Origin of the sequence: Pseudomonas oryziphila, assembly GCF_003940825.1 — a bacterium.
Taxonomy (GTDB): domain Bacteria; phylum Pseudomonadota; class Gammaproteobacteria; order Pseudomonadales; family Pseudomonadaceae; genus Aquipseudomonas; species Aquipseudomonas sichuanensis.
Window position 1 is genome coordinate 3836177 of record NZ_CP034338.1, and the last position, 18794, is coordinate 3854970.

General features: G+C 65.9%; 17 protein-coding genes and 1 riboswitch. Of the genes, 15 read left to right on the forward strand and 2 right to left on the reverse strand.

The window, feature by feature from the left end; translation table 11 throughout:
- Positions 1-42 precede the first annotated feature (42 nt).
- The gene (locus EJA05_RS18030; RefSeq protein ID WP_125859284.1) at positions 43-639 is read right to left on the reverse strand and encodes a TetR/AcrR family transcriptional regulator; all 597 of its coding nucleotides are present in this window, start codon (positions 637-639) and stop codon (positions 43-45) included.
- Between the two features lie 92 nt (positions 640-731).
- On the opposite strand from EJA05_RS18030, the gene EJA05_RS18035 reads away from it, so the two are divergent.
- From EJA05_RS18035 to EJA05_RS18050, 4 genes are all read left to right on the forward strand, one after another.
- Entirely contained in the window at positions 732-1331 is a 600-nt protein-coding gene (locus EJA05_RS18035; protein WP_125859285.1) for an NAD(P)H-dependent oxidoreductase, read from the forward strand.
- 102 nt (positions 1332-1433) lie between these two features.
- Positions 1434-1940 (forward strand): sigma-70 family RNA polymerase sigma factor, encoded by a 507-nt coding sequence (locus EJA05_RS18040; RefSeq protein ID WP_110993183.1) that lies wholly within the window; start codon positions 1434-1436, stop codon positions 1938-1940.
- Positions 1937-2914: a FecR family protein gene (locus tag EJA05_RS18045; protein ID WP_125859286.1), complete on the forward strand. Its 978-nt coding sequence runs from the start codon at positions 1937-1939 to the stop codon at positions 2912-2914. The genes EJA05_RS18040 and EJA05_RS18045 overlap by 4 nt, the downstream gene beginning before the upstream one ends.
- A 93-nt stretch (positions 2915-3007) precedes the next feature.
- On the forward strand, positions 3008-5446 hold the full coding sequence (locus EJA05_RS18050; protein WP_125859287.1) for a TonB-dependent siderophore receptor: 2439 nt from the start codon (positions 3008-3010) through the stop codon (positions 5444-5446).
- A 6-nt stretch (positions 5447-5452) separates the two neighbouring features.
- Here EJA05_RS18050 and thpR read toward each other — a convergent pair whose 3' ends face one another.
- Entirely contained in the window at positions 5453-5998 is a 546-nt protein-coding gene (thpR, locus tag EJA05_RS18055; RefSeq protein WP_125859288.1) for an RNA 2',3'-cyclic phosphodiesterase, read from the reverse strand.
- Between the two features lie 205 nt (positions 5999-6203).
- Between thpR and lpxO the strand changes: the two genes are divergently transcribed.
- From lpxO to EJA05_RS18115, 11 genes are all read left to right on the forward strand, one after another.
- The gene (gene lpxO, locus EJA05_RS18060) at positions 6204-7103 is read left to right on the forward strand and encodes a lipid A hydroxylase LpxO (protein WP_125859289.1); all 900 of its coding nucleotides are present in this window, start codon (positions 6204-6206) and stop codon (positions 7101-7103) included.
- Between the two features lie 189 nt (positions 7104-7292).
- A complete protein-coding gene (locus EJA05_RS18065; RefSeq protein WP_125859290.1) occupies positions 7293-7637 on the forward strand; it encodes a carboxymuconolactone decarboxylase family protein in 345 nt (114 codons plus the stop codon).
- Positions 7638-7716: 79 nt separating this feature from the next.
- Positions 7717-8286: a GNAT family N-acetyltransferase gene (locus EJA05_RS18070; RefSeq protein ID WP_125464676.1), complete on the forward strand. Its 570-nt coding sequence runs from the start codon at positions 7717-7719 to the stop codon at positions 8284-8286.
- 186 nt (positions 8287-8472) lie between these two features.
- A riboswitch (cobalamin riboswitch) is annotated at positions 8473-8678 on the forward strand.
- A gap of 110 nt (positions 8679-8788) precedes the next feature.
- Entirely contained in the window at positions 8789-10906 is a 2118-nt protein-coding gene (locus EJA05_RS18075; protein ID WP_125859291.1) for a TonB-dependent receptor, read from the forward strand.
- Between the two features lie 245 nt (positions 10907-11151).
- Positions 11152-12207: a GlxA family transcriptional regulator gene (locus tag EJA05_RS18085; protein WP_125859292.1), complete on the forward strand. Its 1056-nt coding sequence runs from the start codon at positions 11152-11154 to the stop codon at positions 12205-12207.
- Positions 12208-12427: 220 nt separating this feature from the next.
- Complete coding sequence (locus EJA05_RS18090) at positions 12428-13633, forward strand: NAD(P)/FAD-dependent oxidoreductase (RefSeq protein WP_125859293.1); 1206 nt, start codon at positions 12428-12430, stop codon at positions 13631-13633.
- Positions 13634-13882: 249 nt separating this feature from the next.
- Positions 13883-14722: a glutathione-dependent disulfide-bond oxidoreductase gene (gene yghU, locus EJA05_RS18095; RefSeq protein ID WP_125859294.1), complete on the forward strand. Its 840-nt coding sequence runs from the start codon at positions 13883-13885 to the stop codon at positions 14720-14722.
- A 159-nt stretch (positions 14723-14881) separates the two neighbouring features.
- Positions 14882-15457, forward strand: coding sequence for a hypothetical protein (locus tag EJA05_RS18100; protein ID WP_125861355.1), 576 nt, complete (start codon positions 14882-14884; stop codon positions 15455-15457).
- 15 nt (positions 15458-15472) lie between these two features.
- Positions 15473-16057 (forward strand): hypothetical protein, encoded by a 585-nt coding sequence (locus EJA05_RS18105; protein ID WP_125464682.1) that lies wholly within the window; start codon positions 15473-15475, stop codon positions 16055-16057.
- Between the two features lie 184 nt (positions 16058-16241).
- On the forward strand, positions 16242-17945 hold the full coding sequence (locus EJA05_RS18110; RefSeq protein WP_125859295.1) for an amidase: 1704 nt from the start codon (positions 16242-16244) through the stop codon (positions 17943-17945).
- A gap of 141 nt (positions 17946-18086) precedes the next feature.
- A complete protein-coding gene (locus EJA05_RS18115; protein ID WP_125859296.1) occupies positions 18087-18779 on the forward strand; it encodes a helix-turn-helix transcriptional regulator in 693 nt (230 codons plus the stop codon).
- Positions 18780-18794: the final 15 nt, after the last annotated feature.

Sequence of the window (18794 nt, forward strand, 5' to 3'; positions counted from 1 at the left end):
TGACCAATGCTTGAGTCCGGGGGTTATCCCGCCACCGCCGGCTCATCGCCGGCTGACCATCGCGACAATGGTCGCCTGCAATTCCTGGCGGGCGGCTTCAGGCGCAAGCTCCCCGCAGGCGGCGGCCTGCGACAGTGCCTCGGCAGCCCCGACCAAGGCCCGCAAACCAGCGGTATCGATGTCGCCACTTGCGGCAAACGGCGCCAGCGCCTGCCGGCACTTGTCGAGAAACGGCCCCTCATAGACGCGTTTGAGGGCCTCCATTTCCGGTGAGCCCGCCAGCGCCGCGCTGACCCCGGGAATCTCCCGCCCCTGGCTCATCACGCAATTGACATAGGCGTCGGCGATCACCTGCGCCCGCCCTGCCAGGTCGGCCGGGCCGCCGGCCAGGGCGCTGTCGAGCATGGCGGTCTGGCGGGCGTCGTACTCCTGATACAAAGCCACCAGCAGCCCGGTGCGGGTCTCGAAGTGGTCATACACCACAGGCTTGGTGACCCCGGCCTGTTCGGCCAGCCGACCCAGACTCAAACCTTCGGTACCCTCTTCGCGCACCAGCTGCCAGGCCACATCGAGCAACTGACGGCGGCGCTGCTCACGTGAAAGGCGCTTGCGCGAGGGGGTCTTGTCATCGCTTGACATCGCTTACCTACCAAAAGTAACTTACCAAAAGTAACTTACCGCGAGTATATAGCGCTCACGGTTTTCCTGCACACCTTGATGGAGTCTTCGCCATGCATGCCCTGATCGTCATTGGTCACCACGACCCAGCATCCCTCACCCACACGCTCGCCGGGCAGATCGCTGCCGGTTTGCACGCCGTCGGCCATACCAGCGAGTTCGCCGACCTGGGGGCCGAGCAGTTCGATCCGCGCTTCGGCTTTGCCGACCACGCCGTGCACCGGCGCCAGGCTGCGGCCCCGTCAGACGTGCTGGCCGAGCAGGCGCGCATCGCACGGGCCGACACCCTGGTGCTGGTCTACCCCATCTACTGGTGGTCGCTGCCAGCCTTGCTCAAGGGCTGGGTGGAGCGGGTGTTCAGCAATGGCTGGGCATTCGACTACCACGCCGACGGCAAGCTGATCAAAAAGCTCGATGGCCTGACCGTGCACCTGGTCGGCGTGGCCGGGGCCGACGCTGGCACCTTCGAGCGCCACGGCTACAACCAGGCCATGGCAACGCAGATCGAACACGGCATCTTCGACTACTGCGGCGCCGAGGTGCTCAGCACCACGCTGCTCACCGACAGCGAAATCCAGGACAACTGCGCCAACCTCGAACGCGCACGGCAACTGGGCGAGCGGCTGTTCGAAGGCCATTTCGCCCTCGCCTGAGCCGCACTGCCTGGGGGCGGCAGCCCACCGCCCCATTGCAGCAACCCGAGCGACCCGGCTACTATTGAGAACGATTTTCACTAACACTCTGGAAACCGGTCGTTGGACAGCACTTCAACCCGCAAGCTGGGCTTCTTCTTCAGCGACCACCATCGCTGGCTGCTGCAACACATCAACAAGCGCCTGCGCAACCGTGCCGACGCCGAGGACACTGCCGCCGAAGCGTTCTGCCAGATGCTCGGCGCGCGGGTCGACCCAGACAGCATCCAGCAGCCCCGCGCCTACCTGTCGACCATCGCCCGCCGGCTGATCTTCGACCGTCACCGTCGCCGCCAACTCGAACAGGCCTACCTGGACCGCCTGGCCCTGTTGCCGGAGCCAGTGGCCCCTTCGGCCGAGGAACAACTGCTGCTGCTCGAGGCGCTGGTCACCATTGACCAGGTGCTCGATGGCCTGCCGGATATCGTCAAGGCGGCCTTCCTCTATAGCCAGCTCGATGGCCTGAGCTACGTCGACATTGCCGCCAAGCTGAACCTGTCCGAGCGCACCGTCAGCCGCTACATGAAGCAGGCGCTGCGCCAATGCTACCTGTGCGAGCTGCAGCCATGAGCCGCCAAGTGCTCGACAGCATCAGCGAACAAGCCATCGACTGGATGGTGGAACTCAACGCTGGCGGCCATGACGCCAGCCTGCCCGCGCGCCTGCAGCACTGGCTGGGCCAGGACCCTCGGCACCAACAAGCGTGGGACTTGCTGCAACAGCGCCTTGGCCGCCCCTGCGCGGTACTGCGCGGCCTCGATGCACGCGCCCCCGGCCAGATCGAAGCGACCCGCCGCCTCCTGTTGCAACCCACCCGCAGCCGCCGCGACGTGCTGCGCACCATGGCCGGGCTCGGCCTGCTGGGCGGTGGGCTATGGGCCGGCTGGCGCAGTGACGCGGCCCTGGGCTGGCGGGCCGACCTGCATACCGTCAGTGGCCAGCGCCGCAGCTTCACCCTCGACGATGGCAGCCGCCTGAGCCTCAACAGCCACAGTGCGGTCGACGTGCTGTTCGATGCCGGCCAACGCTTAGTGGTATTACGCCGCGGCGAGCTATTGATCCAGGTCGCGGCCGACCCGCAACGCCCGCTGCGGGTACGCACCGCGCAAGGCCAGGTGCAGGCCCTGGGCACGCGCTTCCTGGTCAGCCAGGAGGCAAGCTCGACCCGTGTGGTGGTGCTGCAGCACAGCGTGCGCGCCAGCCTCGCCGACGGCCGCCAGCTCGACCTGCAGGAAGGCCAGGCCGCATTGCTGCGCAGCAGCGGTATCGAACTGCTCGCGCAGGAACAACGCCAGCGCGCAGCCTGGCTTGAAGGCCGCCTGGAGGTGCTCGACGAGCCGCTGCATCAGGTGATCGATGCCCTGCGCGACTACCAGCCCGGTTTCATCCGCCTGGCTCCCGAAGTGCGCAGCCTGCGCGTACAAGGCGTGTTCCCGCTGGATCAGCCCCGGGAGGCCCTGCAGGCCCTGGGCGAAACCCTGCCGATCCGCATCGAACACTACGGCCCGTGGCTGACCCTGATCAGGCCGGCGGCTGCGGGTTGAAAATATTTTTGAAAATCATTCGCAAAGGTGTCCGGTTTTCATTTCTCGTTGCACCTAACTCCTGACAGCCAACTTCAAACTCGGGAGAACACCGTGCACAACCTATGGCCCCGCGCCCTGCCCCTCGTCATCGCCCTGAGCAGCCTCAGCGGCTTTGCCCAGGCGCAGACTCAGTCGTTCAACCTGCCGGCGGCAGACCTGGCCACCACGCTCAACCGCATTGCCAGCCAGAGCGGGCACATCATCGCCCTGGAACCCGGCCTTGTGCGCGGCAAGCAGGCCCCGGCCGTGGTCGGTGAAATGAGTGCCGAACAAGCCATGCAGGCCGCCCTGGCCGGTAGCGGTCTGCAACTGCGGGTGACCGCCAGCGGCCACTTCAGCGTGGCGCCGGCCAGCCTGGAGGGCAATGCGCTGGAACTGGGCAGCACCAGCATCAGCGACAACTACCTGGACGCCACCAGTGAAGGCAGCGGCAGCTACGCAGCGCGCGCCGTCACCCTCGGCAAGGGCGTGCACACGCTCAAGGAGATCCCGCAGTCGGTCACCGTCATCACCCGCAAGCAGCTGGACGACCAGGGCATCACCGACCTGCAGGACGCCGTCAACCACACCACCGGCCTGGTCGGTGCCCAAGGTATCGGCCCGGGCGTGGTCATCACCTCGCGCGGCTTCCAGATCGACGACTGGCAGTACGACGGGGTGCCGATCCAGCGCAATAACTACTCGCTGGGCAACTGGGCAACCCAGGACCTGGTGTTCTTCGACCGCGTGGAAATCCTGCGGGGCGCCTCCGGCCTGCTGCAAGGTACCGGCAGCCCAGGTGGCGCGATCAACCTGGTGCGCAAGCGCGGCCAGGCCACCCCGACCGTCGCCCTGACCGGCAAGGCCGGCTCCTGGGATCACTACGGCCTGCAGCTGGACGCCGGCGGCCCGTTGACCAGTGATGGCCGGGTACGTGGGCGCGTGGTGCTGGACGAAGACCAGAGCGACAGTTACATCGATTACCAGTGGAGCAAGAACCACTCCCTGTACGGCGCCCTGGACATCGACCTGAACGACGCCACTACCGTGGGTGGCGGCATCAGCTACAGCCGCCAGCAGTCGCGCCCGATGCTGCGCGGCATCCCCCGCTATGCGACCGGCAAGGCGGTGGACCTGCCCCGCTCCACCTACACCGGTGCGCGCTGGAGCCGCGCCGAGACCGACGTCACCACCTACTACCTCGACCTCGAGCACCGTTTCAACGACGACTGGACGTTCAAGACCGCCGCCGTGCGCATGGACGAAACCAATACCTCGACCCACCAGCGCGTGCAGACCATCGACCAAGGCCTGGCCCCCGATGGCACGGGCGTCAGCTATGCCGACTGGATCACCGACTTCCACAACACCAAGCTCGGCCTGGACATGAACCTGGTCGGGCATTTCGATACCGGCTCCGTGGCCCACGAGGTGACCCTGGGTGGCAACTACGCCAAGCTGAAGTCCGACGATGCCTATTGGCGCAACTTCGTCGACGATCCCGACGACAACATCTTCGCCATCGATCACAACCGCCCGGAACCTAGCCGCGACAGCCTGCTCGCCGGCGACATGGGCCGCGCCAACCGCGCCAGCTACGACATCCGCCAGAAAGGCCTGTATGGCGCCTGGCGCGTCAAGCCGGTGGAGGACCTGACCCTGGTGCTCGGCGCGCGGGTCAGCTGGTTCGACTATCGCTGGGATTCGACCGACTTCAACGGCCCGAACGAGCCCGGCAACCAACACCCGACCAGCCGCATGACCGAGACCGGGCAGGTCACGCCTTATGCCGGCTTCGTTTACGACCTGACCCGTGAATGGGCCTGGTACGCCAGCTACACCGATGTGTTCGTGCCGCAGACCGAGCGCGCCGTGGGCAACACGCCGCTCAAGCCGGTGGTGGGCAGCAACTACGAGACCGGCCTGAAAGGCGAACTGCTCGACGGCCGCGTCAATGCCTCGCTGGCCGTGTTCCGCTATGACCAGGAAAACCGCGCCGTCACCGACGTCGCCTCGGGTTTTGCCTGCGATGACTGGTACTGCTCGACCGCTGCAGGCAAGGTGCGCAGCCAGGGCGTCGAAGCCGAGGTCAGCGGCGAAGTGCTCAGCGGCCTGCAACTGTTCGCCGGCTATACCTACAACACCACCAAGTTCCTCGAAGACCCGGACAACAAGGGCCGTGTGTTCAGCCAGTGGACCCCCAAGCACATGCTGCGCGCCTGGGCCGACTACACCCTGCCGCTGGACGGCCAGCGCTGGAGCACCGGGCTGGGCTTCACCAGCCAGAGCCACACCCTGGGCTACGAGCGCAACTATGAAGTGGCAGGCTACACGGTCTGGAGCGCACGCCTGGCCTACCAGCTGACGCCCGAGGTGAACCTGGCGGTCAATGCCAACAACCTGTTCGACAAGAAATACTGGGTGGCCGGTTTCAACCAGCTCAATGGCAGCAACAACTACGGTGAGCCACGCAACTTCATGTTCACGGTCAAGTACACGCCGCAGTTCTGATCCGCCTCAATCCGCCAGGGGCCACTCGGCCAGCGGCCAGTACTGGCCCTTGCGCGACTCGTACAAGGTGAAGCTGCGCGCCGCCAGGAAGAACTCCGGCGCTTGCGCCGCCTCCGGCAGCGGCCCGCGAAAGTCCCGTGACAGCGTCAGGTGCGGCCGGTACTCGCGCACCTGCGCCTCGATACCCAGCGGCAGCACTGCCTGCTGCAGGGCATAGACCAACTGGCGCAGGGCCGCTGGCGCCTGCTCGGGCTCAAGCACCAGGGCGCTCGCCCGCGGCCACACCTGCAACCGGTCAAGCACCACCCGCAGCGGCGCATCCGGGCGCTGCAACGGCTCGACGGCGGCGCACACCGCCGGCACCAAGGCCGCATCCACATCCCCCAGGAACAACAAGGTCACATGGAAGTTGTCCGCCGGCACCGGCTTGCCGCTGCGCAGATTGAGGCAACGGCGCCACTGGGCGATGGCGCGGCGCTGTCCATCACTGACCGAAAGGGCGAAGAACAGGCGCTTGAAGGGTGCGCCGCTGGGGCGGGATTCCTGGACCATAGGGCGTTCCTTGTCAGAAGATTGGGGCAATCCAAAACACAAAGTGCATGGAAAAAACCAGTTGAATCGTTTGCGCAAGCTGTAGGCCATTACACCTAAGTCGCCCGGAATTTACGTAACAATAAGTACAATCCCTGACGATGTTTGTTTATGCTGGCGGGCTTATGCCATGGCGCATGGCCATTTTTTAGACAAGTAACCGTCCATGAAAATTGCACTCGTACTGATCTTCGTCCTCTCGATCGCCTATGTTCACCTGCGCGGTCGGGTTCGTCACAAGCTGACCCGCCAGTTGGGCGACCACTCCAGTTTCCTCGCCCCGGTCAACAGTTTCCTTTACCTGTTCTCCAGGCTCCCGGCCAAGCCCTACCTGCCGGTCGAGGCGTTCCCCGAACTGCAACCGCTCAAGGACCACTGGCAGGAGATCCGTGCCGAGGCCCAGCAACTGCTGCATGCCGGCGAGATCAAGAAGTCCGACAATTACGACGACGTCGGTTTCAACTCATTCTTCAAGACCGGCTGGAAGCGCTTTTACCTTAAGTGGTACGGCGAGAGCCACCCCTCGGCGATGAGCCTGTGCCCGCGCACCACCGAGCTGCTGCAGGGTATCGGCACGGTCAAGGCGGCGATGTTCGCCACCCTGCCACCGGGCGCCAAACTGGTACGCCACCGCGACCCGTACGCCGGGTCTTACCGCTACCACCTGGGCCTGGACACCCCTAACGACGACGGCTGCTACATCGATGTCGACGGCGAGAAGTATTCGTGGCGCGACGGCGAAGCGGTGATGTTCGACGAGACCTACATCCACTACGCCGCCAACACCACCGAGCACAACCGCATCATCCTGTTCTGCGACGTCGAACGCCCGCTCAAGTACCGCTGGGCGAGCGCCTTCAACCGCTGGTTCAGCCGCAACGTCATGGCCGCCGCCGCCGCGCCCAACGATGCCAATGACAAGACTGGCGGCATCAACCGCCTGTTCACCCGCATCTACAAGATCCGTGAACGCGGCAAGGCGCTGAAGAAACGCAACCGCATGCGCTACTACCTGGAAAAGTGGGTCGTGGTCGCAGCACTGGTGCTGGTGTTCATCTACATCTGACCGGGCAGCGCCGTACGTACACCATCGCGGGGCAAGTCGCATCGGCGCACCGCCGCTCCCACGCCAGACCTCATTGCATGGGGCACGTGGGAGCGGGCTTGCCCCGCGATGTTTTCACCAGATGAAAACACTCTCCCCATCATCGACTAGCCTGAAAGCTCCCCCGACCAACCTGACAAGGTGAAGACGATGAGCATGATGGACTGGGACGCCTACCGTAAGCAGTTGATGGCCGGCATCGGCGATCTCAAGCAACTGTCTCCCGACACCGTGGCCGGCTACATGACCGCCAGTGGTGCCGGGGCCAAGACCAATCACCTGGACGCCAAGACCCGCGAGCTGATCTCCCTGGCCGTGGCGGTGACCACCCGCTGCGACGGCTGCATCGCCGTGCATTCGCAGCAGGCGGTCAAGCACGGCGCCACCCGCGAAGAAATCGCCGAGGCCCTCGGCGTGGCGGTGGCGATGAATGCCGGCGCCGCCCTGGTGTACTCGGCCCGGGCCCTGGATGCGGTCGGCAAAGCCAGCAACTAGCCCCTTCACGGCGCCAGCGCCCTTGCGCGCCGGCGCCGCGACACCCAGACTTGGCGGCCCAGCCCGCGCAGGAACCGCCATGATCCACATCCGCCCCATGACCCCGGAAGACTTCCCGCGCTTCTGGCCGACCTTCCAGGCCATCGTCCAGGCCCGCCAGACCTACGCCTTCGACCCCGCCCTGAGTTACGAGCAAGCCCTGGCGCTGTGGCTTGAAGCACCGCTGCGCACCCTGGTGGCCGAAGAAGACGGCGAGCTGCTCGGCTCCTACTACCTCAAGGCCAATGCCGCCGGCCCCGGCGCTCATGTTGGCAACTGCGGCTACATGGTCTGCGAGAACGCCCGGGGCCGCGGCGTGGCGCGGCTGATGTGCGAACACTCGCAGAAGCTGGCACGCCAGGAAGGCTTGCTCGCCCTGCAGTTCAATTCGGTGGTGGCGACCAACGAGGTGGCCGTGGCGCTGTGGCACAAGCTTGGCTTCGAGACGGTCGGGCGCCTGCCCCGGGCCTTCCGCCACGCCCAGCTGGGGCTGGTGGACTGCCTGGTGATGTACAAGTGGCTGGCCGATGAACCGGTCGTGGAAAAGCCACCCCTGCTGATCGGCCGCAAGAACATCGAAGCACGGGTGTCACGCCGGCGCGGTCGCTGAAAGCATGGATTAGCTGCGACACCTGTCAGGCCTTATCGCCGGCAAGCCGGCTCCCACAGGGTAATGCCGGACTACTGTGGGAGCCGGCTTGCCGGCGATGAGGCCCGCACGCCAAGCACACAACCCCTTGACCCACATGATCTTTCCCTTCGCTCCAACGCTTGACTGACTCTCCGCGCGATGGTCAGATGCGCGCCAGTTTCAGGTGCCCTACGCCGCCGTGCGCAGGGTGAAACGGGAAGCCGGTGCGTCGCTCCATGCGACAAGTCCGGCGCTGCCCCCGCAACGGTAAGCGAGCGAACCCTTCGACACACCACTGTGCGCCAGCATGGGAAGGTGAAGGCTTCACGACCCTCGCAAGCCCGGAGACCGGCCTGAGGCTTCACTTGGCAACCCGCGGTGGGCGGGCGCAGGCCGGTATCCGTGCGCGTGCCTGCGTGCGCGGTTCGCCTTTTGCGTGTTTTCCACCGGGATCCATTCATTCCTGCAGCAGTGGAACGACATGTCCCGTATCAGCAAGCGTTACTCCCTGGCGGCCTGCCTGGCCGTCGCCCTGCCGGCCCAGGCCGAACAGCAGACCACCCTCACCCTGCCCTCCACGGCCATCACCGACAGCCGCGATGCGCAAACCGTCGACCTGGCCACCCCGACCCAGGCCGGTTCACGCCTGAACCTCAGCGCCCTGGACACCCCCGCCAGCACCAGCAGCCTCGGCGAAGCGCAGATCCAGCAGCGCAACAACCTCACCGTGCAGGATGCGGTAACCCGCTCGCCGGGCATCACCTTCATCGGCACCCCCGGCGATGGCGGCACCGGCCTGTCGGCGCGTGGCTTCAGCGGGCAGAACTCGGTGATGACCCTGTTCGACGGCGCGCGCCTGTATACCGGTGCCGGCACCCAGACCTTCCCGGTCGACCCGTGGATGGTCGAGCGCATTGATGTAATCCGCGGCCCGGCCTCGGTGCTGTACGGTGAAGGCGCCACCGGCGCGGTGGTCAACGTGATCCCGAAAAAGCCCTTCGCCGGCGAGATCAGCAACCACCTGCGCCTGGGCTATGGCTCCTGGGACCGTCAGCAACTGGGCCTGGACAGCGGCGGCAGCCTGAGCGAGCGCCTGAGCTACCGCGTCACCCTCAACCAGCAGGCCGGCAACGGCTACATCGACCGCACCGACTCGCGCAGCCTGGCCCTGAGTGCCGCGCTGCGCTTCGATGCCAGCGACGACCTCAGCTTCACCCTCGCCCACGAGCGTGGCGATGCACAGCCGGCCAACTACTACGGCACGCCGCTGATCGACGGCCATCTGCGCAGCAGCCTGGCCAAGAAGAACTACAACGTCAGCAACGACGTGCAGCGCTACCATGATGAGTGGACACGCTTCACCACCGACTGGGCCATCAACGACAGCGTCTCGGCCAGCAACCAGCTCTACTTCATCAAGAGCCGCCGCCACTGGCGCAACGCCGAGCAGTACGCCTGGGACGCCGACAACGGGGTGGTGCAGCGCGGCAGCTTCCTCGAGATCAAGCACAACCAGGAGCAGATCGGCGACCGCCAGACGTTCACCTTCGATCACACACTGTTCGGCCTGGCCAGCAAGACCGTGGTCGGTGCCGAGTACAACCGCATCCGCTTCAACATCGACAGCAACTGGCCCTACGACGACGGCAGCACAGACCCGCTCGATCCTTGGCAGCCCACGCCCGGTGCCTTCCATAGCGCCAGCCTGACCCAGCCGCAGTCGCTGTCGAGAACCAGCACCTTCGCCCTGTTCGCCGAAAACCGCACCCAGCTCACCGAGCGCCTGTCCCTGGTCACCGGCATTCGCCGCGACCAGAACCACATCGACCGCAGCAACTTGCTCGACGACACCCGCGGCGACCGCAGCATGCAGGGCGGCAACTGGCGCGCCGGGTTGGTGTTCGCCGTCACCGACGACCTGTCGTTGTACGGCCAGTACTCCACCAGCGAAGACGGCGTCGGCGACCTGATCACCCTGCGCCCCGAGCAGCGCCTGGACCTGACCGAAGCCAAGCAGACCGAGTTGGGCCTCAAGCAGCGCTTCTGGGAAGGCCGTGGCGAATGGACCCTGGCGGCCTATCACATCGTCAAGGACAAGCTGCTGGTCAGTGACCCGCTCACCCACACCAAGCAGCAGGCCGGCCAGCAGACCTCCGATGGCCTGGAGGCAAGCCTGGAACTGGCGCTGGGCAATCAGTGGCAGCTGTCGGCCAATGCGGCGCTGGTGCGGGCGAAGTACGACGAGTTCGACGAAGTGAGCGGCGGCATCGCCTACGACCGCTCGGGCAACCGCCCCACCGATGTGCCACGGCGCACCGCCAACCTGTGGCTGAGCAAGGGTTTCGGCCAGGCCGTCGATGCCGGCATCGGCCTGCGCTACGTCGACCAGCGCTATGCCACCACTGCCAACGACCAGCAGGTGCCGGGCTACACCGTGGTCGATGGCAACATCGGCTGGCAGGTGCTGCCGGACGTGCGCCTGGGGCTGCAGGTGAACAACCTGTTCGACCGTGAATACGCGATGTCGGCCTACAGCGGCGAGCAGTGGCTGCTGGGCGCGCCGCGTTCGTACTTCGCCACGGTCGATTACCGCTTCTGAGCCAAGGGCCTCTTCGCGGGTACTGTGCAATCCTGGGGGAATGCACGGCCCCTGTGGGAGCGGGTTTACCCGCGAAGATGACACCTCGCTGCCTGGCACGGGCTATGCCCGTGTTCGCGGGTAAACCCGCTCCCACAGAGCGGCGGTGCGCCGATGCGACTTGCCCCGCGATGAGGCCGCCGGTGCTTGTACATCACCGCGCAAGCTGATCGACTAGGGCAAGCCCCCGCCCAAAGCAGCATGCCATGACCGATATCCCGCAAATCCCCGAGCCGCCCGTGCATTCGCTCGACCAGCCGCATACCGTGCTGTTCCTTGCCTATCCGCAAATGGGCCTGCTCGACCTGACGGGCGCCCAGACGGTGTTCTGGGCCGCAACCAAAGCCCGCGCCGAACGCGGCTTGCCCGGCTACCGGGTGGTCACCGCCAGCCTAACCGGTGGTCTGGTGCCCACCGCAGAAGGGTTGGCGGTCGGTACCGAACCTTTGCCGCCCTGGTTGCACGAACCGCTGCACACACTGGTGGTGCCGGGCGCCCCGGAGATCGTCCGCACCCTCCCCGAACACGGCGAACTGGTCGACTGGCTGCGCCTGGTCGCCGCCCGCGCCCGGCGCACCGCCTCGGTGTGCAGCGGCACCTTCCTGCTGGCCGCCGCCGGCCTGCTCGACGGCCGCCGGGCGGCCACCCACTGGGCCATGTGCGACGCCCTGCACCAGCGCTTCCCGGCCATCGAGGTGGATGCCGAATCGATCTTCGTGCAGCAGGACCAGGTGTGGACCTCCGCCGGGGTAAGCGCCGGCATCGACCTGGCCCTGGCCCTGGTCGAGGCCGATTGCGGCCGCGAGGTGGCCATGCAGGTGGCGCGCGAGCTGGTGGTGTTCCTCAAGCGCCCCGGCGGGCAGGCGCAATTCAGCGAGTTGCTCAAGGCCCAGGGTGAGGACAGCGCCGTCTTCGACGCCCTGCACCTGTGGCTCAACGACCACCTGGGCGACCCCCGCCTGAGTGTCGAACGCCTGGCCGAGCAGGCGCGCATGAGCCTGCGCAACTTCACCCGGGTGTACAAACAGAAGACTGGCCGCACCCCGGCCAAGGCCATCGAACTGTTCCGCCTGGAAGCCGCCCGCCGCCTGCTGGAGAACTCCACCCAGCACATCGAGCAGATTGCCCGCCACTGCGGCTTTGCCAGCGAGGAACGCATGCGCCAGGCGTTCCAGCGCCACCTGGCAGTCACCCCGCGCGACTACCGCGCGCGCTTCGCCCGCAGCGTGCCGCTGGCCGAAATCCAGGGTTCTTTGGCCTAGGGCGCAACGCCGGCCACGCTTAGCATCCTTGCTGCGTCAACCATCCTCATCGCGGGGCAAGCCCGCTCCCACAGTGCCGTGGGAGCGGGCTTGCCCCGCGATGGGCCACAGGTCGGACCAGGCCCCACCCAGCAGCACCAGGCGTACCCTTTTCCCACTGCCGTGCCCGAACCGACAATTCCAACTATCCGCGGTATTCGGAACCTCCAGGAGCACCCTCATGAAACAGATCCTGATCATTGGCGCAGGCTTCGCCGGGCTGTGGAGCGCCCTGGGCGCCGCGCGCCAGCTTGACCTGCACGGGCGCGACGACGTCGCCATCACCGTGCTCGCCCCCCAGGCCGAGCTGCATGTGCGCCCGCGCTTCTACGAACCCGAAGTGCACACCATGGCCGCGCCGCTGCAGGCGCTGTTCGATGCGGTCAATGTGCGCTTCGTCAAAGGCAGCGCCAGCCACATCGACGAAAAAAACCGTCAAGTGACCTACCGCGCGCCCGGCGGCATCGAGTCGAAACTGAGCTACGACCGCCTGATCATGGCGTGCGGCAGCCTGCTGAACCGCCCCGACATGGCCGGTATCGAGCATGCCTTCGATGTCGACAAGATCGACTCGGCGTCGCGCCTTGAACAACACCTGAAATCCCTCGCCGGCCGGCCAGACAGCCCGGCACGCAATACCGTGGTGGTGGCCGGCGGCGGCTTCACCGGTATCGAGACCGCCACCGAACTGCCGTCGCGCCTGCACAAGATCCTGGGTGATCGCGTGAAACCACGGGTGATCGTGGTCGACCGCGGCCGGACAATCGGCGCCGCAATGGGTGACGGCATCCGCCCGGCCATCGAGCAGGCCAGCGCGCACCTGGGCATCGAATGGATCTGCGGTGCCACGGTGGCCTCGGTGGATGATGGCGGCGTGATGCTCGACAACGGCCAGCGCATCGACGCCAGCACGGTGATCTGGACCGTCGGATTCAAGGCCAACCCACTCACCGAACAGATCAGCGGTGAACGCGACCGCCAGGGCCGCCTGCACGTCGACGGCAACCTCAAAGTCATCGGCAATGAGGCGGTGTACGCCGCGGGCGACGTGGCCTACGCAGCGTGCGACGAGGTCGGCAACCATGCGGTGATGTCCTGCCAGCACGCCATCCCGCTGGGCCGCTATGCCGGCAACAACGCCGCCGCCGAACTGATCGGCGTGGCGCCGATGACCTACAGCCAGCCCAAGTACGTCACCTGCCTGGACCTCGGCGCCTGGGGCGCGGTGTACACCGAAGGCTGGGAGCGCACGGTGTCGCCGCCGACCGACAAGGCCGAGGCCAAGGTGCTCAAGCACCAGATCAACTCGATCTGGATCTACCCACCAGCTGCGGATGATCGTGCGGCGGCGCTGGCGGCGGCTGATCCGCTGATCCCGGTGGCCTAGCCAAAGCCAGCGCGGTCACTGTAGGAGCGGCCTTGTGTCGCGAAAGGGCTGCAGAGCAGCCCCAGCAATCTTGAGCTCAGTCTACGATCCCGGGGGCGCTGCGCGCCCCTTTCGCGGCACAAGGCCGCTCCTACAAAAGGGCAGCGTCAATCACTGGTCATTGATATCAGCTATGCATCCAATGCATTTGCCCCTCGCGCCGAACCCATGGCATAGATGCTCGATCAAGCCTTCCAGGAGTTTCCGCGCATGAGCAAGCACCCCTACGTCCCGCCCAAGGTCTGGACCCACGAGGCACCTTCCGGCGGCCAGTTCGCCAGCATCAACCGCCCGATCGCCGGCCCGACGCATGACAAACAGCTGCCGCAGGGCTTGCACCCGCTGCAGCTCTATTCCCTGGCCACCCCCAATGGCGTCAAGGTGACCATCCTGCTCGAAGAATTGCTGGCCCTGGGGCATACCGGCGCCGAATACGACGCCTGGCTGATCCGCATCGGCGAAGGCGACCAGTTCGGCAGCGGCTTCGTCGGGGTCAACCCGAACTCGAAGATCCCCGCCCTGCTCGACCGCAGCGTCGAACCGCCGGTACGGGTGTTCGAGTCTGGCTCGATCCTGCTGTACCTGGCCGAAAAATTCGGCGCCCTGCTGCCCAAGGATCCGGCCAGTCGCACCGAAAGCCTGAACTGGCTGTTCTGGCAGATGGGCTCGGCGCCCTACCTGGGCGGTGGTTTCGGCCACTTCTATGTGTACGCGCCCGAGAAGTTCGAGTACGCCATCAACCGCTTCACCATGGAAGCCAAGCGCCAACTCGACGTGCTCGACCGTCGCCTGGCCGAAAGCAGCTACCTGGGTGGCGACCAGTACAGCATCGCCGACATCGCCGTATGGCCGTGGTATGGCCAGCTGGTACGCGGCAACCTGTATGGCGCCGCGGAGTTTCTTGCGGTGCACGAATACCCCAACGTGCAACGCTGGGCCGAAGCCATCGCGCAACGCCCGGCAGTACAGCGTGGCACCCGGGTGAATCGGACCTGGGGCGATGAAGCGAGCCAGGTTCCCGAGCGCCATTCGGCGGCCGACCTGGGCTGATCACAAAGGGCCGCTCAGCCACGCTGGGCGGCCTGGATACAATGGTGGCACTTTGCCCTAAAGTTCCTCGCCTTGCAGCCGTAATCCTTGTTCAGCCTTTCTCTCGCACAAGGATTTACCGGCTTGAAGCAATTCCTTAAATGCACCGTCCTCGCGGCCATGCTGTCGATGGGCGGCTGCGTGTCCTTCCAGGTCACCGGCCCCATCAACGCCCCTGTCCACCCCGTCGCCGTCACCAGCCCGCGCACCGCACAGGTCGCCGATGTCACGGTGTCCGCCCCCGGCCTCGACCAGGCTACCCGCGAGGCCATCAGCCGCTCGCTGACCAAAGACCTCGACCGCTACGTGGACAAGGCCGGCTATTTCAAGTCGGTCAGCGAGTACCCCACCCGCCTGGGCGAACAGGACGTGGTGCTGAAGTTCGACTTGACCTCGCTCAAGGGCCGTCGCGCGCCGCACCCTGGCTATTTCCCCGGTGCGCTGCTGACCCTGACCCTGTGGATCTGGGTCAACGGCCCGATCTACGTGGACAGTTTCGACCTGGCCGGCGACCTGGTGATCGTCGACCGCGACGGCGTCGAGCTGGCCCGTAGCAAGGACCAGATCACCTTCAAGCACAACGTCGGCCTGTACGGCGGCGACTACTGGGCACCGACCATCATGGGCGGCAAACAGCTGTCGCTGCTGGTCGGCGAGTTGCTGGACAGCGCCACCGTGCAATTGGCAAAACGTTAAATCAGGAATCGATACATGAACGTGCTTAAACAAGGATTGCTGCTCGGCGCATTGCTGCTCGGCGGCTGCGTCTCCTACTCCACCGGCGACCTGGCCCCGGTCGGCACCTGGCCGCCTGCGGCCAGCAGCGAAGCGGCCAAGCCCAGCGCCTACCTGCGCACCACCGCGCTGTACCAGGTCAACGACAATCCGGCCACTGCCGCCGCCGGCGCCCACGCGCAGATGTGGGAGAAGGCCATCAGCGAGACCTACCAGGAATCCGGCCGTTTCACCCAAGTCAGCACGCGCAAGGTCGAATCGGACCTGTACGCCGAATCGACCCTGACCAACCATGAGCAGTTCGTCATGGCCTCGGCGTTCATCACTGGCTTCACCTTCTTCATCATTCCGTCCACGGCGAAGAACACCTTCACCCTGCAGACCGTGTTCAAGGACAAGGAAGGCAAGGAAGTCGGGCGTATCAGCAAGAGCGAGTCGGTGCGCACCTGGATGCAACTGGTGCTGATCGTCGGCCTGCCGTTCCAGGCCGACACCCGCGACGTGGTCCGCGAGCTGGCGCGCAGCACCCTGGACGAAGCGGTGCAACGCAAGCTGCTGTAAGCGACCGGGCAACTGAAGTGAGCCATTCGCCGGCCTTGTCGGCGAATGGCACCAGCGCAATACCCACGCCCAGCACAATGCTGCGACGCAACGAAGCATTTCCCCACTGCATGCCTGCTCCGGCAAAGCCTTCTTGCTACACTCGCCGCCATGATTTTTCCACCTGCACAACTGTGGTGACAGCATGATCGAGGTAACCGAGGTTTCCATTGCCGAGCTGCGCGACGCGCTCGAGTCTGGCCGCACGACAGCGGTCGAGCTGGTCAAGGCCTATCTGGCGCGCATCGACGCCTATGACGGCAAGGACACCGCCACCGCACTCAACGCCGTGGTGGTGCGCAACCCTGAAGCGCTGAAAGAGGCCGAAGCCTCCGATGCCCGCCGGGCCCGTGGCGAAGTCCTCGGCCCGCTGGACGGCATCCCCTACACCGCCAAGGACAGCTACCTGGTCAAAGGCCTGACCGCCGCCTCTGGCAGCCCTGCCTTCAAGGACCTGGTCGCCCAGCGCGATGCCTTCACCGTCGAGCGCCTGCGCGCCGGCGGCGCCATCTGCCTGGGCAAGACCAACATGCCACCGATGGCCAACGGCGGCATGCAGCGCGGTGTGTATGGCCGCGCCGAAAGCCCGTACAACGCCGCCTACCTGACCGCGCCGTTCGCCTCCGGCTCGTCCAACGGCGCCGGTACCGCCACCGCCGCCAGTTACAGCGCCTTCGGCCTGGCCGAAGAGACCTGGTCCAGTGGCCGTGGCCCTGCCTCGAACAATGGCCTGTGCGCCTACACCCCGTCGCGCGGGGTGATCTCGGTGCGCGGCAACTGGCCGCTGACCCCGACCATGGACGTGGTCGTGCCTTATGCCCGCACCATGGCCGACCTGCTGGAAATCCTCGACGTGGTGGTGGCCGACGACGCCGACAAGCGCGGCGACCTGTGGCGCCTGCAGCCATGGGTGCCGATCCCCGCCGCCTCCAGCGTGCGCCCGGCCTCGTACCTGGCGCTGGCGGCCGATGCAGCCTCGCTCAAGGGCAAGCGCTTCGCCGTGCCGCGCATGTACATCAACGCCGACGCCGAGGCCGGCACGTCCGAGAAACCGGGCATCGGTGGCCCCACCGGCCAGCGCATCAACACCCGTGCCAGCGTGATCGAGCTGTGGAAGCAGGCGCGCCAGGCCCTGGAAGCGGCCGGTGCCGAAGTGGTCGAAACCGACTTCCCACTGGTGTCCAACTGCGAGGGTGATCGCCCCGGCGCACCCACCGTGTACAACCGCGGCATCGTCAGCAAGGAATTCCTCCATGACGAGCTGTGGGAACTGTCCGGCTGGGCCTTCGACGACTTCCTGCGGGCAAACAACGATCCCAAGCTCAACCGCTTGGCCGACGTCGACGGCCCGCAGATCTTCCCCCACGACCCAGGCACCCTGCCCAACCGTGAGGATGACCTGGCCGCCGGCATGGACGAGTACGTCAACATGGCCAAGCGCGGCCTGAAGACCTGGGACCAGATCGCCACCGTGCCGGATGGCCTGCGCGGCCTGGAGCAGACCCGCAAGCAGGACCTGGAAGACTGGATGGACGCCAAGGGCCTGGACGCGGTGCTGTTCCCCACCGTGGCCGATGTCGGCCCGGCCGATGCCGATGTAAACCCTGCCTCGGCGGATATCGCCTGGAGCAACGGTATCTGGGTGGCCAACGGCAACCTGGCGATCCGTCACCTGGGCGTGCCAACCGTGACCGTGCCCATGGGCGTGATGGCCGATATCGGCATGCCGGTAGGCCTGACCTTCGCCGGCAAGGCCTACAGCGACAACAATCTGTTGAAATTCGCCGCTGCCTTCGAGGCGACCGGCTCGCGCCGCATGATCCCGCCGCGTACGCCCAAGCTGTCCTGACCGACTGACATCGCGGGGCAAGCCCGCTCCCACGAGATTACCTTCGTGGGAGCGGGCTTGCCCCGCGATGCTTTCTACCCCGCTGGAATAATTCAACAAGGCATGCAAAAATCAACTAACTGTTGATAATGCGATGCCACCATGACGCCTTCCCAAGAGCGCCAGCTCACCCTCACCGTACTCAAGGCCACCCTTCAGGCCTTGGGCAGTGTTGTCCCGCGCAACGTCGAAATCCTCCTGCATGACCTCGACCACCCCGAACACTCGGTGGTGGCCATCGTCAACGGCCAACTCTCCGGGCGCCAGGTCGGCAGCCCGATCCTCGCTGCCCCCGAACAGGACCAAGGCTTCAAGGCCTTGATGCAGGCTGCCAATGGCCAGCCAGGCTGCACGCCTGTGGTACTGCCCGACTACCCCACCACACTCAAAGGCCGCAACCTGCGCAGCGCCACGGCGATCTTTCGCGACAGCGGCGGGCACCCGTTTGCCAGCCTGTGCGTGAACACCGATGTCACCGGCCTCGATGCCGCCATGGCCTTCCTGCAGCACTTCCAGCCACTGGGCGCCACGCCCGCCCCGGCCATGAGCAGCGAGCCCGCCGACATGGCCGTGCTGATGGCCGAGATCATTCACGACTCGCTGCAGCGCAGCGGCCAGGGCCGGATGAACAAGCAGGCCAAGGTCGAGGCGGTGCGGGTGATGCAGGAACGCGGGCTGTTCATCGTCAAGGGCGGTGTGGAGAAGGCCGCCGAGGCCCTCGGCGTGACCCGCTACACCATCTACAACTACCTGGAGCAGCTGCGCGGCGAGCACGCGCCGGCTGCCCGCGACTAACAATCTGGAGTTCCC